General features: G+C 73.7%; 11 protein-coding genes. 1 reads left to right on the top strand and 10 read right to left on the bottom strand.

Features of this window, described 5'->3' with window-relative positions; genetic code table 11:
- Window positions 1-86: 86 nt before the first annotated feature.
- The 3 genes from WMF17_RS43655 to WMF17_RS43645 form a co-directional block, all read right to left on the bottom strand.
- Window positions 87-1010, bottom strand: coding sequence for a cyclase family protein (locus tag WMF17_RS43655; RefSeq protein ID WP_437599478.1), 924 nt, complete (start codon window positions 1008-1010; stop codon window positions 87-89).
- 68 nt (window positions 1011-1078) lie between these two features.
- Window positions 1079-2479 (bottom strand): pyridoxal-phosphate dependent enzyme, encoded by a 1401-nt coding sequence (locus WMF17_RS43650; RefSeq protein WP_437599477.1) that lies wholly within the window; start codon window positions 2477-2479, stop codon window positions 1079-1081.
- Window positions 2480-2685: 206 nt separating this feature from the next.
- Complete coding sequence (locus WMF17_RS43645) at window positions 2686-4407, bottom strand: helix-hairpin-helix domain-containing protein (RefSeq protein ID WP_437599476.1); 1722 nt, start codon at window positions 4405-4407, stop codon at window positions 2686-2688.
- Here WMF17_RS43645 and WMF17_RS43640 point away from each other — a divergent pair.
- Entirely contained in the window at window positions 4388-4639 is a 252-nt protein-coding gene (locus WMF17_RS43640; protein ID WP_437646821.1) for a hypothetical protein, read from the top strand. The genes WMF17_RS43645 and WMF17_RS43640 overlap by 20 nt on opposite strands.
- A 462-nt stretch (window positions 4640-5101) precedes the next feature.
- Here the strand turns inward: WMF17_RS43640 and WMF17_RS43635 are convergent, their stop codons facing one another.
- From WMF17_RS43635 to WMF17_RS43605, 7 genes are all read right to left on the bottom strand, one after another.
- Window positions 5102-5566, bottom strand: coding sequence for a hypothetical protein (locus tag WMF17_RS43635; protein WP_437646819.1), 465 nt, complete (start codon window positions 5564-5566; stop codon window positions 5102-5104).
- A gap of 143 nt (window positions 5567-5709) precedes the next feature.
- On the bottom strand, window positions 5710-7305 hold the full coding sequence (locus tag WMF17_RS43630) for a hypothetical protein (protein ID WP_437646817.1): 1596 nt from the start codon (window positions 7303-7305) through the stop codon (window positions 5710-5712).
- The gene (locus tag WMF17_RS43625) at window positions 7302-10280 is read right to left on the bottom strand and encodes a hypothetical protein (RefSeq protein WP_437646815.1); all 2979 of its coding nucleotides are present in this window, start codon (window positions 10278-10280) and stop codon (window positions 7302-7304) included. Before WMF17_RS43625 ends, WMF17_RS43630 begins: the two co-directional genes overlap by 4 nt.
- Before the next feature lie 115 nt (window positions 10281-10395).
- A complete protein-coding gene (locus tag WMF17_RS43620) occupies window positions 10396-10827 on the bottom strand; it encodes a hypothetical protein (RefSeq protein WP_437646813.1) in 432 nt (143 codons plus the stop codon).
- Window positions 10828-11109: 282 nt separating this feature from the next.
- Window positions 11110-12483, bottom strand: coding sequence for an SIR2 family protein (locus WMF17_RS43615; protein WP_437646811.1), 1374 nt, complete (start codon window positions 12481-12483; stop codon window positions 11110-11112).
- 47 nt (window positions 12484-12530) lie between these two features.
- On the bottom strand, window positions 12531-13655 hold the full coding sequence (locus tag WMF17_RS43610; RefSeq protein WP_437646810.1) for a hypothetical protein: 1125 nt from the start codon (window positions 13653-13655) through the stop codon (window positions 12531-12533).
- A gap of 205 nt (window positions 13656-13860) precedes the next feature.
- Window positions 13861-15987 carry a biotin carboxylase N-terminal domain-containing protein gene (locus tag WMF17_RS43605; RefSeq protein WP_437646808.1) on the bottom strand — a complete coding sequence of 709 codons (2127 nt, stop codon included), beginning with the start codon at window positions 15985-15987 and terminating at the stop codon, window positions 13861-13863.
- Window positions 15988-16188: the final 201 nt, after the last annotated feature.

The raw sequence follows: 16188 nt of genomic DNA, 5'->3' as shown, positions 1-16188 counted from the left end.
GAGGCGTACTCCAGTACGCCGAGCACCGAAAACGTCGAGGTGGGCCCGTATCCGAAGCGGGTGACCGCCGGCGCTCGGCCTCGCGCCTACTTCCCCGGGACGCCGGAGGCTGGCACAAGCGCCAGCACCCGGGCGGGCGCGCCGCTGCCGCGCGTGAGCGGGAGCGGCGCGACCACCACGACCGCCCCGGCCTCGGGGAGCTGCTCCAGGTTGGCCAGGTTCTCGATGTGGTAGCCGCCGGCGCCGAGGAACGCCTTGTGCTGGTCGAACGACTGGCTCGGCCCCGGATCGGTCGACAGCGTGTCGATGCCGACGCAGCGCACGCCGCGCTCGCGCAGATAGCGGCTCGCCTCCACGGAGACCCCGGGAAAGTGCATCACGCCCTGCGCGTCCTGGTTCAGGTACTTCGCCGGATCGGACCAGCGGGCCCCCCACCCCGTCCGGATCAGCACGATGTGCCTCGCGCCGAGCGCCCCGTGCCGCGCCTCCCAGCCCCGGAGATCGTCCACGGTGACCTGATGGTCGGGGCTGGCCGCGACCTTCGCCGTCACGTCCACGACCGCCGCCGACCCCACGAGCTGCTCCGGCGCGATCTGCTCGACGGTCGGCGCCCCGGCCTTGAAGTGCGCCGGCGCGTCCACGTGCGTCCCGGCGTGCTCGTCCATCGAGAACCGGCTCGAGAAATACGCGTCCTTCTCGACGGTGCTGAGCGTCTCCGACGCATAGGGCTTGTTGCCGGGATACAGCGGCATCTCCGGCGTGATCGGGTGCGTCAGGTCGACAACCCGCGCCGTGGCGATGTCGAGGAGCGCGGGCACGGCCTGCGCCGCGGACGGCGGCGCCGCCCCCTCCGCCTGCGCCGCGGACGACGGCGCCGCGGCGGGCGGCGACCCCGCGGCAGGCGCGCACGCCGACAGGGCGAGCGCCGCCGGGCACAGCGCGTACGCCGCGGCCCCCCTGACCCCCGCTTGAAGGAAACTGACAACGCCGGTTCCATGCGCCTTCTGCATGGCGCACATGTCACCACAGGCCCGCTCCCGCCACAAGGCGCACGGCCGGGCCGTCGCGTCAGGCCGGCTCAGACCTCGTGCAGCTTCACCCGGCGTCGCAGGTAGTTGAGCAGATCGATGCGGGTGACGAGCCCGACGAACTCGTCGCCGTCGGTCACGATCGGCACGAGCCCCGCGTCGAACATCGGGAGGAGATCCCGGATCGGCGTCTGCACGTCGACCGTCTTGAGCCGCGTCGTCATCGCCGTCTCCACGGGCTGGCGGAAGCGCGTCACGTCGTCGACGGCCGCGAGGAGGAGATCCGACTCGTCCACAAGGCCGACGATCTTGCCGTCCTCCAGGACGGGGAGCTGCGACACATCGTAGAGCTTCATCCTCGCATAGGCGACGAGGAGCGCGTCCGCCCGCTGCACCGTGACCACCGCCCTGTCGGCGTGGCGGCGCGTGATCACGTCGCGCAGGTCCCCTGTCGGCTCGCGATCGGTGAAGCCCTGATCGGCCATCCAGAAGTCGTTGTACATCTTCGACAGGTACTTGTTGCCGCTGTCGCACACGAGCGTGCAGACGCGCTTGGGCGACGACTGCTCGCGGCAGTAGCGCAGCGCCGCCGCGAGGAGCGTCCCGGAGGACGAGCCGGCGAGGATGCCCGTCCTGGAGAGGAGCAGCCGCGCCGTCTCAAGGCTCTCGCGGTCGGAGATCGTGTACGCGAGCTTGACCCGGGAGAGGTCCAGGATCGGGGGGAGGAAGTCCTCGCCGATGCCCTCGACGAGCCACGAGCCCGCCTTGCCGAGCTTGCCCGTCTTGACGTAGCCCGCCAGCACCGAGCCCTCCGGGTCGGCGAGCACCATGTCGCAGCGCGGCTGCGCCGCCGCGAAGTAGCGCGAGAGCCCGGTCAGGGTGCCTCCGGAGCCGACGCCGCACACCATCGCGTCGATCCTGCGGTCGAGCTGCGCGTCGATCTCCGGGCCGGTGCCGGTCTCGTGCGCGAGCGCGTTCGCGGGGTTCTCGAACTGGTTCACGTAGAACGCGCCCTCTTCGCGCGCGATGCGGGCCGCGAGGTCCTGGTAGTAGCTCGGGTGGCCCTTCTCGACGTCGGAGCGCGTCATCACGACGTGCGCGCCGAGCGCCTTCAGGTGAAAGATCTTCTCCTGGCTCATCTTGTCGGGGATGACGAGCGTCAGCCGGTAGCCCTTCCGCGCCGCGACGAGCGCGAGGCCGAGGCCCGTGTTGCCCGCCGTCGCCTCGACAACGTGCCGCCGCTCGCCCCCGAGCTGGCCGTCGCGCTCGGCCGCCTCGATCATCGACAGGCCGATGCGATCCTTGATGCTGCCGCCGGGGTTCTGGCTCTCCATCTTGAGAAAGAGCTCGCACGGGCCGGTGTCGAGCTGAGTGACCTGGATCATCGGGGTGCGGCCGATGAGAGAGACGATGTTCTCGGCGGGCGGAGGGGTCGGCATCGGCGTCGTCATGGCAGCTCAACGGTCACACGACGCGCACCGTCTGTCGAGGCGCTCGGCCGGCCATCGCGCGCGGGTCAACGCGGGCAGCCCTGGAAAACGGACACAGGTCCGCTAGGATGGATTGTCCCTCGTGGCGCGCGGGGGGAGTGTACGCCGCGACAAAGTAAATAGTGCTTCTCATGTCTCGGCCGCTCGCGGCGTCGCGCCGCCGCGCGTCAGGCGGCGGGCCGCACGGCCTTCTTGAACGCGGCCGGGCCGAGCGCGTTCAGCACCTCGCCCCGGCGGAGGCCGCCTCGCCGCGCGGTCCCCACGCCGAAGCGCAGGTTGTGGAGCGCGTTCGTCGAGTGCGCGTCGGTCGAGATCACGAAGCGGATACCGCGCTTGCGCGCCTCCTTGATCCACCGGGGCTCCATGTCGAGGCGGTACGGGTCCCCGTTCACCTCGACGGCGGCCCTCGACTCGGCCACGGCGTCGAGCACCTCCTCGACGTGGCACGCGAACGGCTCGCGCCGCTGGATGAGCCGGCCGAGCGCGTGCCCCCAGATCTTGAAGACCGGCAGCCTCATCGCGCGCACGAGCCGGCGCGTCATCTGGTCCGCGTCCATCTTCATGCGCGAGTGGATGCTCGCGATGATCACGTCGAGCTGCTCGAGGATCGCGTCCGGATAATCGAGCTCCCCCGACTCCAGGATATCGGACTCGGTGCCCCGGAGGAGCTTCACGCTCACGCGCTCCTGCACGCGGGCGATCTCGTCCCATTGCTGCTTCAGCCGGTCGAGGCCGACGCCGCCGGCGTAGTGGGCGGCGGGCGAGTGATCGGTGATGGTGAGGTATTTCATCCCCATCGCCTCGGCCTCCAGGGCCATCTCCTCTATCGTGTTCTTGCCGTCGGAGTACACCGTGTGGCAGTGCACAATGCCCTGGAGCTCACCCTCCACGATGAGCTCGTCGTCGCGGTCGTCGCGCGCGACGGCAGCGATGATGTCCTCCGCGCCCTCGCGGAGCTCGGGCGCGATGTACGGGAGGCCGAGGTGCCTGTAGAGCTCCTCTTCCGTCTTCGCGGGGAGGCGCTTGTCGTCGCGGAGGAGCCCTCGCTCGTCGAGGGTGAGCCCCAGCTCGCGCGCGAGCGCGCCGAGCGCCTCGATGTACGCGGGCGCGCCCGTCCTGTGGTGGAGCGCGGCGGCGTAGTACCGGGGCGGCACGCAGAGGAGCTCGCCCCTGAGGCCGCCCGAGAACCTCACCTTGCACCGCGCCTCGCCGCGCTCCTCGACCTCGGCGACGCGCGGGAACCGGGCGAACCAGTCGACGACCTGCGCGGCGTCGTCCGCCGCGGCCACGATGTCGACCTCGGCCACCGTCTCTTCCCAGCGCCGGATCGCGCCTGCGACGTCGGCCTGCTCGGTCGCCTCGCACCCGCGGACGTGGGCGAGGAGCGGCTCGGCGAGCTCCAGGGCGTCGACGAGGAGGATGCGCTCGTCGCGGGTCTCGTGGCGGTGGATACCCTCGAGGAGGCTCGACTCGATCTTCGCCCCGAAGCCCTTCACGGCGCGGACCTTCCCGGTGAGACAGGCCGTCTTGAGCTCCTCCACGCTGCCGATGCCGAGCGCGTCGTGGAGCGCCTTCATCCGCTTGAGGGTCATCCCCGGCACCTGGGAGAGCTCGAGGACGCCGCGGGGCAGCTCGGCGCGGAGCTGCTCGAGCTGCACGGAGCGCCCTGTCTTGTAGAGCTCGGCGATCTGGGCGGCGAGCGCGGCGCCGATGCCCTTGAGCTCGGTGAGCCGCTTTTCATTGATGAGCGCGCCGAGTTCGTCCGTGAGCTCCTCGAGGGCCTGGGCGCCGGTCTCGTAGGCGCGCGCTCGGTAGGGGTTCTCTCCCTTGAGCTGGAGGAGCATGGCCATCTCGCGGAGGGCGCGGGCGATGTCGAGCTTGTCGAGCATGGAGGGCGGCAAATATAGCACCCGCAGCGGGGAGGCCATGCTCGACGGTGGGCCGGGAGCGGACGGCCCCGAGGGCGAACGCGGCGACAGCGGCGCTGACGGCGAAGGTGCGTCGCGGGCGCTGATCGACATCACGATCGCGCCCGAGCCGAGCGGACCGACCTGCACGAACGGCGGGCAGAAGGTGGATCGTGGCGGCCTCTCCGGACGGCAACGTGCTGACTACCGATGAGCTTGGCGCGATCTCCCGCAGCGAGGCTCTGTGCCATGTCCTTCAACATGTCGTCGTGAGGTTCCAGCAACGCCCCGAGATCTCTATCGGACATACGGAAAGACGGAGGGTTGAGCGACCTGCCGTCGAGCGTGCCCGCCCGGCCGCGCGACCGGCGCCCCTCCTCGACGAAGCGCTGACCGCTTCCCGCGACGTCCTCCACCACCTCCGGTCAAGCCCGGCGCACTTCCAAGGACGTCCTCCACCACCTCCGGTCAAGCCCGGCGCACTTCCAAGGACGTCCTCCACCACCTCCGGTCAAGCCCGGCGCACTTCCAAGGACGTCCTCCACCACCTCCGGTCAAGCCCGGCGCACTTCCAAGGACGTCCTCCACCACCTCCGGTCAAGCCCGGCGCACTTACGCCGCTGTGGCTGGCCCCCGCCGAGGGACGATATCGCTCGTCGAGCAACCGTTCGAGTCCTCAACCCCTCGACGGTTCGGTCCACTCGCCGCGGGCGAAGTGGAGCGCCTCCGCCTCGCTCGTGGTCGCGAAGCTTGTCGCGCCGTCCTGGCGCGTGAGGCGGCTCACCTGCAGCAGGCCCGCCTGCGTCCCAACCAATACCGCCGTCCGCGCGAAGCTCGACGTGATCTGTGCCCGCATGCCGTGCATCGCCTTCTCGAACGCGGCGTCGTTGCGCGCGGACGCCTGACGCATGTCGACGACGATGCCGGCGCTCCGGTGTCGCGATGCGATCGACCGCAGCACTGCCGCGTTGGCGCTCGTGAGCTCCGCGATGGAGGCGAAGGGCGCCGGCTGGCGCGCGAGCCACACGACGCGCCCGTCGCCGTCCTCCTCCATCAGCCAATGGGTGCTCGCAAGCAGCGTCGTCTTCACCGGATCGGAGGGAATTATGGCACCCCATGGGCACGAGGGGCAGAATCCCACGTCCTTTGCAGCTGAACGCCGCGAGACGGCTCTCTTCGCGGCCACCGCGGCGGAGCCGCGCAAAGCCGGGTCGGTTCACGACAACGGATCGCGCCAGGCCGAAGCCGCCGCGGAGCGCGCACGGCCCACCGCACCGCCCGCCCCTACTTGCTGCACCCCAGCCGGCACACCATGGCCGCCGTGTAGGCGCACCCGTGGTCGCCCCATATCGACGAGCTCGGCCCCGTGCACCGGAAGGAGCACCCGCGCCCGTCCGCGGTCACCTCGGCCGTGAGCCGGTAGCCCTCCGCGTTGCAGCTGCCGGTCGACGACAGGCAGCTCGACAGCTGCGGCTCGCACTGCTCCACCACATAGCCGGCCGGGCACGTCCAGTCGGCGCTCGCCCGCCCGTAGTCCGGCGACCGCCCCGTCTCGGTGGCGATCGGCTCGTGCTTCGAGAAGGTCGGCATCCCCGTCGTGACCTGCAGCGGCACCACGACCGCCCGCTCGCGCGGCACCACCGGGGAGGCCGCGTCCTTCGGCTGCACGACGAACGTGTCCCGCCGCGTCTGCCGCTCGCAGCCGGCCGTCGCGCCCTCCGGCGTCCACGAGAACGTGAGCTCCGCGCTCCCGTGCGCGGGCACCTCGACCGTGCGCTCGCCGTGCGTCACCCGGACATCGACCTGCGCCCGGTTCGTGATGAGCGCCTGCGCCGTCCCGGTGGCGCCGTACGGCACCACGCCGAGGTCGACCGGCAGCGGCGCGATCTCCGGCTCGGCGAGCGAGAAGCGGCACACGTCCGCCACCGGGTAGATCGCGTACGCCAGCGGCACCGCCTTCTTCACCTCGATCCGCAGCGCGCCGAACGCCTGCCCGCCGCCCTTGGCGCCGCCCGGCCCGCCCGCCACCGGCGCGCCCTCGACGCCCTCGATGGCCAGCTCGCCGACCGAGGTCATCGTCACGCGGCGGTCCCCCGCCTCGATCCGGGCCTTGAACAGGCCGATCGCGGTGCCGTGCGCCTCGCCGGCCGTCACGTCCGTCTCGTAGGCGACCATCGCGCCGCGCTTCACGGCCCCGATGAAGTGCGTCGCGCGACCGCAGGCGCAGCCGCCGCCCGGCGCCGGCACGACGCTCTCGGTCGGGTCGAAGAACTGCGGATCCTCGTCCGCGACGAGCGCCATCGCGACCAGCCGCAGCCGGCGCTTGTCGAGCGTGCCTCCGGCGCTGAAGTACGCCGGCAGATCGACGTCGGCGCCCACGAGGACCGAGTCGACCGCGATGCCCACGTAGCGGAAGTCGATCGCGCGCTCGCCCTGCCCAGGCGCAGGCCCGCCCTGCGCCGCCGCGGATGCCGGCGCTCCCGCGGCCGCCGGCGCTCCCGCGGCCGCCAGCGCTCCCGCGGCCGCCGGCGCTCCCGTCGCCGCCTTCGGCTGGGCGCAGGCGAGGCCGACCGGCGAGAACACGCCCGCCGCGCTCCGCGACAGCCCGCGGCCTGGCACCATCGCGCTCGACGTGTCGAGCAGGTAGTCGTGCCGCACGTCGCTGAACGCTCGCGCGGCCGCGAGCAGCGCCCCGGCCTGCGAGCAGCCGCTCTCCTTGCAGGCCGGCAAGACGCCCGCGCCCGCCGCCCGGCCCGACGGCGCGACCGGCACCTCCGGCGGCCCCGGGCAGCCGAGCGCCGAGGCCAGCACCCCCAGGAGGAGCGCGCCCGCGCGCGCAGGCGCAGCGCGCCGACGACGCGCGCGACCCGCGCCGCTCACGGCCACGCGATCGTCATCCACCGGACGCGCCCCGAGCCGCTCACCGCGTCGTCCGCAAAGAACAGCGACCCGCCGGAGCGCCCCGCGAACACCGGCGACACGTCCTGCGACGCGCTGCCCGTCAGCCACGCCAGCTGCTTCAGCGCGGGCGCCGCCGCCTCGCCGGGCGCCAGCGAGAAGGCGCTCAGCACCACCGAGTCTCCAGGCGCCGACGCGAGCACGCCGCGGCAGACCTCGTCGCACGCGAGCGCGATCGACGACACCGGGGTGCCGTCCGGGCCGGCCACCGCCACCGGCGCGCCCTGCACCGCGCCGCCGTCGTCGAGCCGCACGAGCCACGCGCGCCCGCCCGACCCGCCGGCCGCCGGGCCCCCGCGAGCCGCCGAGCCCCCGCGAGCCGCCGAGCCCCCTCCGGCCGCCGCGTCCTCCCCGGCCGGCTCGTCGACCCAGCCGACGAGGACGCCGCCCTCGTGCGGCGCGAGCACCGGGCTGCGCGAGTGCTCGGGCGACGCGTGGAGGCGCGACTCGTCGCCGATCCGCTGCAGCGTCTTCGCGTCGAGCCGCGCGAAGAACACGTCGCCCGTGGCCTCGCCGCCCGCGCCGGCCGCGCCGCCCGCCGGCCGCGCGTCCGACCACACGAGCCACGCCTCCTGGCCGCGCACCGCGATCTGCACCTCGGCCGCGTCGAGCGGCGCGTTCGTGATGCGCCGGTCCGGCACCGTCCTGTTCAGCGCGCGGTCCACCCGCGCCGCGTACACCTCGGCGTTGCCGTCGCGCGTGTCGACCCACGCGACGATGAAGCCGCCCGCGCCGTCGTAGGCGATCGCCACGTCGGACGCCTCGCTCGCGGCGCCGCCCTTCTTCTTTCGCGCCGCCGTGGTGAGCTTCTTCTGCGCGAGCTTCGCGCCCGTCGCGTCGACCTTTGTCACGTAGACCTGCGTCTCGCCCCGCTCGCGCGCGACCCACGCGATCACGCTCTCGCCCGCAGACGCGCCGCCCTTGCCCTTCGGATCGGCCGGGGGCGGCGGCGCCGTCGCGATCGCGACGCCGCCGAGCGACGACGCCTTCTGCGAGAGGACGTTCACCTTGCCGAGGCCGCCCGGCGACGCGGCGCGCACCGCCAGCGTCGCCGAGAGGTCCTGCCCGCGCGGCGCCGCGTCCGACGCCCCCTCCACGAAGTACGTGACCCACGCCGCGAGCGCCGCGCCGCCGTCGAGCTCGGCGGCCGCCACCCTGGCGAGGTGGTCGCCCTCGGCGAGCGCGCGCACCGCGGTCGCGCGCGGCGGCGGCGCCTTGTCCGCCCGGAACGCGGGCGCGCGCCACGCGCTCTCGCGCACCGGCAGCGACACGAGCGCGAGCGGCGCCCGCGCGCCCGCCGCGCTCGACGCCTTGCCCGCGCCGCCCTGCTGCGGGCCGGCCCCGGCCGCCGCGCTCGCCAGCGTCACGCACGCGCCCTTGTGGCAGCTCAGCCCGCGCACGAGGTACGGCACGCCGTCGGTCGCCGCGAACGGCGCGGCGCGCACCGGCTCCGCCGCCCGCACCGAGAGGTCCGGGCCGAAGCGCACGAACGTCGGCCAGATCGGCGGCGCGGCCGCCGCGTCGCGGGCCGCCTTGAGCCTCGCGGGCGCGAGCGTCACCGCCGCGAAGCCGTCGCCGTCCGCCGCGAGGTCGGGCGGCCCGCTCGCGCTGAAGACGAGCGCCGCCCGCTCGGCGCCGAGCGCGCCGTCGGGACCCACCGACGCGAGGTGGATGAGGCGCCCCGCCCCGCCGGCCTCCACGCCGCCGTCGCGGGGGCGCAGCTGGTCCTCCCACGCGAGCAGCGCCCGGCCGCCGCCGGCGGAGGGCGCGACGAGCGACACGAGCGCCTGCTCGCCGGACGGCGGCGTCGCCTGCCGCGGCGCCACGACCACCTTGCCGCCCGGCTCGACCGCCGCGAGGTACACGGCGCTGTCGATGTCCCGCTCGTCGGTCCACGTGAGCAGGTAGCGCCCACCGACGGCGGCGATCTCGAGATCGATCTGCGCGGTCGGCTCGGGGCTGACGGCCACCGGCGCCGAGACCTTGCCGGCCGCGTCGATCTCCAGGAGCGCGATGGATCCGAGCTTCTCGGTGTCGGCGGCGTCCTCCGCTTCCGCCTTGCGCGCGGGCTTGCCCTGGGCCGTCGGGGGCCGTGCGGCCGGCGGGAGCACGAGGGCGACCGCCGCGCCGCGCGCTGTGGCGACCGCGTGCCACCCGAGCACGTCGCGCGCGACCGACGCGGGCGCCGTCGGCCTGATCGCGGCGCCCTTGTCCTGCGCCACGACCGTCATCACCACGTCGACGCGGTCGACGTCGCCCTGGGCCACGCCGCCCTGGTCCTCGCGCGGCATCTCCCACAGCACGAGCGCCCCCTTCGCGTTCGGGAGCACGTCGAGCCACGTGATCTCCTCGGCCGTCTGCGCGACCGGGCTCGCCGGGGCGACCGGCTTGCCGGCCGGGTCGAGCGCGAGCACGCGCACCGCGCGGCTCCCCCCGATCTGCTCGATCCACGCGGCGATGTAGCCCTGCGGCCCGGCGCGGAGCGCGGCGACGGGCACGTCGGCGGCGACCGGCCCGGCGTCGACGAGGTCCCCGCGCGGCGCCCCGTCCGCGCCGATGACGCGGGTCCTCAACCGGCCTCCCGCCGCGTAGAGCAGGAGCGCCTCGTCGCCTCGCCGGGCGAAGTACGGCGTCGCGTCCTCGCCCTCGAGCTCCGCGATGACCTGGGCCGGCAGGAGCGGCGGCCCCTCCGGCGCCTTCGGCTGCCCGGGCGGCGTCTTCACGACGCGCGCCGGGCGCGCGGCGGGGGCCTGCGCTGCGCCGGAGCACCCGAGCAGCAGCGCGAGCGCGGCGCCGAGCAGCGCCGGAGCGCGGCGCCGGAGCGCGGCGCCGGTCAGGCGGCCTGCGTCGCGCTGCGGGCCGCGTAGAACCGAGGGGAGAGCACTGCGGACGAGCATGGCGGCGACCATGCCAGAAGCGAAGAGCCCCCGCTACAGGGCGCCACCCGCGGGCGGGGGCGCACGCCCCGGTCGCACGCCCGCGCTGCGCTGGACGTCGCACGCCCGCGCTGCGCTACAAGGCGAGCAGGCGCCCGAGCAGCGACCTGTACCTGCGCAGGGCGAGCCGGAGCTCCTCCGTCGACACCTCCGGTCGCCCGGGCTCGCCGTCGAGCAGGCGTTGCAGCGCGCTGCGCTCCTCCCGGAAGCCCTGCACGACCCGCTGGATCACCTCGGTCACGAGCGCGTCGGCCTGCTCGACCGCCTGCCGCGGCGCCTCGATGAAGCCCGCCTGGATGGCGCTCCAGCGCTCGGACAGCTCGCGCGCCTCGTCCGGCGTGAGCGCGGGCGCGCGCTCCGGCCAGGGCTCTCCGGTCGGACCGCCCCGCGCCGTGTAGACGGCCGGCTGCCGGCCCGACTCCGGCGGGGGCTCCTCTTCGGCGATCCGTGCCTCGGGCTGGCTGCTCTCGCGCGCCGTCACCATCCGCTCTCTGTGCAATGGGCTCACGATGGCCACCTCTCCGCTCGTTCGCATTGTCCGCCCAGCGGGCCAAGCAAGCCGCATGCGCGCCTCGATGTGCATCCGCGCCCGCTGCCGGCCGCAGCGCGGCAAGGCCAGAGGCTCAGAAGAGCCCGAGAAAAGCGCGAGAGATCTCGGGGCGAACGAGGCCGCCCGACCCCCATCGCGCGGGCGCCGGCCGCGGCAATCCCTCACGAGCCGGGGAGGCGGAAGAGTGAGGAATACGCGCGCTGCGCGGCGGAACCGCCGCCCCGGCGAGGGCGCCCGAGCTCACCTGAGCGAGGCGCGCAGCTTCGTCACGAGCGCGCGGATCTCCCGCACCACCTGGAGGAGCGCCTCGTCCTCGTCGGACCACTTGGTCACGGGCTTCCTGTCCCGCGGCACCGCCTGGAGCTCGGCGAAGCGCGTCGTCTCCCAGTCGCAGGGGCGGAGCAGGATCGGCACGACCGCGGCCTGCCCCGCGGCCCGCCGCTCCATGGCGCGCGTCACCTGCGCGTCGCCCTGCTCGGACGCGAGGAAGCTGGCGCTCACGAGGAGCAGGACGAGATCGGCCGCCTCGAGCTGCTCGCCGATCGCGCGCTCCAGGTCCTCGCCCGCGCCGATCTTCCCGCTGTGCCATGGCGCGATCAGCCCCTCGCGCCTGAGCGGGCTCAGGTGCGCCTCGAGGCGCGCGAGGAGCTCCTCGTCGCGCGACGCGTAGGAGAAGAAGACGCGCACCGGCCGCGCCGCGGCCGGGAGCGCGTTCGCGGGCGGCGCCGCGGTCGGGCGCGCGCTCACCGCCGGGTGCGGCGCCGGCGTCGCGACGCGCGGCGCCGGGGGGGGCGGCGGCGGCGCGGCGGTCGGCTCCAGGCCGAGGAGGACCTGCGCGACCTCCGCGTGATCGCCGGCCTGGTTCTCGTAGAGGATGAGGCGGATGCCCGACTCCTCGAGCAGCCGGCGGCGGAACGGCGGCACGCCCTCCGGGAGCAGCGCGAAGTGCATGGGCGGCTGCCCGCCCGCGAGCGCGCGCACGCGGGCGAGCGTCTGGTCGATGTTGTCGTCGGCGAGGCCGAAGCCCACGAACAGGATGGAATGCGCGCGGTAGAGGGCGCCGAACGCGTCCTGGAGGAGGGGCGAGCCGAAGATCGCCCGGTCGTACTGGTCGCGCGAGAACACCCAGGTGTCCCACGCGCGCAGCGTGCCGTGCAGCTTCAGGATGAAGCGCCTGTCCATGACGACGTCGGCCGCCGGCCGGTCGATCACGCGCCACTCGCCCTGGAACGCGCGCTCGAGGAAGCGGTCGATGTTGGTGGTGAGCACCGCCTTGAGCTTCGGCTTGAGCGCGGCGATCGCCCGCGCCAGCTCGGGCACGTCGCGGCCGGTGTCGTCGAGCTCCTTGTCGACGGTCCAGTTGAAGTCCTGCGGCCCGAGCGCGAGCTTCGCGGCGGAGAGCGCGTTGATGAGCTGGTTCGAGGAGATGTACTGCTGGATCTCGTCGACGACCGCGGGGTCGGCGCTCCGCTTCCGCGCGCGGTCGCGCAGCTTCTCGGCGAGCTGTCTCCAGGTGGGCATGCCCGCCGCCGCCGACACGCCCGCGCCCGCGAAGACGATCAGGCCCTCTGCTGCGTAGCGCTCGCGCAGCTGCTCCAGGATCTCGTCATCCATCGGCGAGCACGATACCGCGGATCCGCGCCCGCGGGCGGCGCCGCGCCTCACCGCGGCGGCGAGGAGCGCCGCTCCGTGGCGAGGGAGAGGCCGACCCCAAGCCAGACCCCCTCGACGGCGCCCGCCTTGCCGTCGGCGGACTCGTAAGGCGCCGGCCGGAGCACCACCCCGGGGTCCAGCGTGAGCCCGAGCCACACGGGGCCGCCCAGCCGGGTCTCCAGGCCGAGCCCGAGGCCAGCGCGGGCGGACCACGTGTCGCGCTCGCCGGCGATGCCGTCGACGGAAGCGGCGGCAGGCAGCCTGACCGAGGCGACCGACGCGGTGGCGCCGATCGACAGGCGCCACGAGGCGGCGAGCCAGAAGCGGTAATCGCCCGAGAGGCCGCCCTCGAGCCAGCGCAGCGTCTCGCCGCCGGACGGGGTGGCCAGCAGGCGGGCAAAGAGCGACTCGGTGAGCCGCAGGCGCCGCAGGCCGAGCGTCAGGCCGGCGCCGCCGAGCACCTGCGGCCCGCCCGTGACGACCGCCGCGTAGGGTCCGGCCGAGACGGACAGCGCGTCGAGATCGCGCGAGGCGAGCTCGACCTCGTCCGGGGTGGGGCGCCGCGGCGACGGCGGGCGCCGCGGGGCGCGCGCCCGGCGCAGCTCGGCGCGGATCATCTCGGAGGCGGCGATCGCGACGAGGCGCGCGGCCACGTCCGAGGTGAGGCCGGAGACGGCGATCTGCCGCCGCACGACCGCGCGGCCGTCGAGGCGCACCTGGATCTCGAGGCGGGCCGCGGTGGGCCGGTCGATCCACACGTTCGCCACGCGGTCGCCGAGCGGGCCGACCGGATCGGTGGCGAGCTCGGCGCTGTCCGGGAGCTCGATCTCGAGCAGGCGCCGCACGCGGACGCTCGAGACCTCCTCCGCCGCGTCGCGCGACAGCGCGACGCGCACCTCGATGGGCGCCGTGGCGGCGGACAGCGGCGGCGCGCTCGGCGCGGGGGCGCCGCCGCTGCCCGCCACGAACGCCCGCGGCTCGGCCGCCGCGGCGGGGGCGGCGGAGCCCAGCAGGAGGACGGCCGCGACGAGGGCGGGCGCAGATGGATCTCGGCGCCGGGCGCGCGTCGGGGGCAGGCGGCCGAGGCCCTCCCTCTGCAGCCGCGTCCACGCCGGAGATGATCCGCTGGGCATCCTCGCACCGGCCATCGGGGTACCTGGCCACATACCCCGTTGCCGTCTGGATTGCCTCTTTCTTGTCGCCGGTGACCCGCTCGCCAGGGCTGCGCTTGCCCGACGGCGCTCCCTCGTATCGAGAGCGACCGCGCGCACCCGTAATATTTCGCTGTCAGCGCTCTCCCCACGAGCGCCACGCGCCGAGCGCGGCGATCTCCCCCGGCTACGCCTCTTCGCGGAACGCGGCCACGACCCAGTTCACGTGACGGCCTCGACCATCGTTGTTCGAATGACGCTTGAACAGCGGCATCCTCAGGATGCGCACGTGATCCTGGAGGTTCGTCTTGAAGGGCGAGCCCGCGATCGGCGTCCCGTCGGGTCGCACCTGCCGCCCCTCGATCCTCATCTTCTTCAGCACCTCGAGGGACGCGAGCCGCAGCAGCTCATAGGCCCTGTCCGGGTCCTTGCTGCTCACGGAGACAATGAGCTTGCCGAACGTTGGGTCCTTGTTGACCAGGACGTCCCCCGCCTCGAAGCCGCAGTCGAAGCGGATCTTCAGGTCGGTGAGGCCCTTGTCCTCGAGCGCCTCGCGGATCGGGCCGGCGTCGGGGAGCGCGATGCGATCGAAGACGCCGGCGTTGGGCAGGAACAGCCCCTTGCCGCCGTCCCGGGAGTCCCTGAGATCCGGGTTCCAGCTCTCCGCGTTGATGCGGAACTCACGGCTGCAGTGCGTCTGCACCACGTGCTGCTGCTCGAAGTCGATGGCCTGCCCGTCGGCGATGCGGATCTGCCACGCGACGAGGTTCACCGGGACGCGGCTCCGCTTCCGCTTGATGGCGTAGCTCTCCTCGCTGACGGGGTGCTCCACCTGGATACGCGTGTTCATCTCCAGGAAGTAGAACTTCCCGTCCTTGAACATCAGCTCCACGGTGCCCGCGCCCACGTAGCCCACGCGCTCCGCGATCTGCACGGCGAGCCCGCAGATCCGGTCTTCCAGGCCGGGATACCGCCGGAGCAGGGCCGGCGGCGCCTCTTCCTGGATCTTCTGGCTCGCGCGCTGCTCGCTGCAGTCGCGCATGCCGAAGTGCCGCGTGTTGCCGTAGCGATCCCGCAGCACCTGCACTTCCAGGTGGATCGTCTCCGGGATGTTCTGCTCGAACATCACGCCTGGCTGCCAGTTGTACGCCTTGATCTCGCCGAGGACCTTCTGGATGGCCTGGGGCACCTGCTCCGCGGTCGGGATGACCGCCTGCCCGCGCCCGCCGCCGCCGTTTGCGGCCTTCAGCCGCCCCGGGAAGGTGAAGCGCCCGGCTTCGTGCGTCTCCAGGATGATCCGCTGGATCTCGTCGGGGTCATCGCTGTCGATGACGAGCCCGGGCGTCACCGCCGTCGCGTCGAACTCCTGGGCCATCAGGCGGAATTTGCGCTTGTCGCCGGCGTTCTCCACGACGTCCTGCATCGGACCGATGAAGACGATGTTCTTCTGCCGGAAGTGCCGGATCGCCGCGGCGTTCTCCGCGAGCGGGCCATATCCCGGGTAGAGGCCCGCGCGCGACAGCTCTTCCTGCCACCCGTCCTCGAAGCGCCGCTCGAACTCGGCCCTCACCTTGTCCGCGATCTGGGTGGTGTTCGCGTAGCTCTCGCGGAAGCTCCCCTCGAGGCCCACCGCGAACCCGCCGCCCTCCAGCGCGATCCGCACCTGCAGCGCGTTGTCGTCGTCCTTCAGGCTGTAGAGGACCACGGGGATCTTGCCGAGGGCGATCGCCTCGCGCGTGGCCCGCACGCCCATCTCCCCCTTGTCCGCCACGAGGACGTACTTGAGCTGGCCCGCGCTCACCGTCGTGGCGGGATAGCTGTCCAGCCGGTGCACCGCGGCGTAGAGGAGATCCAGCACCTGCGCGTCGTCCCGCAGGAGATCGCCCGCCCGGGAGCGCAGGAGCTCCGCCGCCTGGTCGCGGAGCGCGGGCACGTCCTGCTCCAGGATCAGGAACTTGAGGAAGCGCTCCTCCTCGAAATCACGGCGCTTCAGCGCCCGGAGCAGCCCGCCCTCCAGGTACCGAGCGAACCCGTCCCGGTCCGCGGGCGTGATCGACGCGCGCGCCTCCCGGAGCCGCGACAGGAGGCCCTCCGCCGCCGACAGGAGCTCCTGCACCCGCTCCTCGCCGAGCAGCTCCCTGCGCAGCGCCGCCTCCAGCGCGCGCTGCCAGCCGAAGTGCGCCCTCCACACCTCGCCGTTGGCGATCAGATACCGCAGCCCGAGGAGGCGGTGCGCGTCCTGGCCGCCGGCCAGCGTGCCCAGGTCGAGCAGCACGAACCCCGGGACGCCCATGGCCGTGGTGAGCGCCTCCATCGAGGAGACATAGCCGCCTCTCGGCAACACAAGCTTCCACGGCGGGAGGGCCTGAGCGTCGTTGCGAGCGGGTAGGGAGCTGGTGCGGACGGCGGTGGTCATCCTCAGCGGTTCTCCGGCTCGGCAAGCAAGCACAGAACCGCTGCGGGATGTCAAGGCTATCGGCCGAGCTCAGCAGGACGCGAATCGCGACGAGGCGGG

This window comes from Sorangium sp. So ce362 (assembly GCF_051519845.1).
GTDB lineage: Bacteria > Myxococcota_A > Polyangia > Polyangiales > Polyangiaceae > Sorangium.
This window is presented reverse-complemented; position numbering and strand designations above follow the sequence as displayed.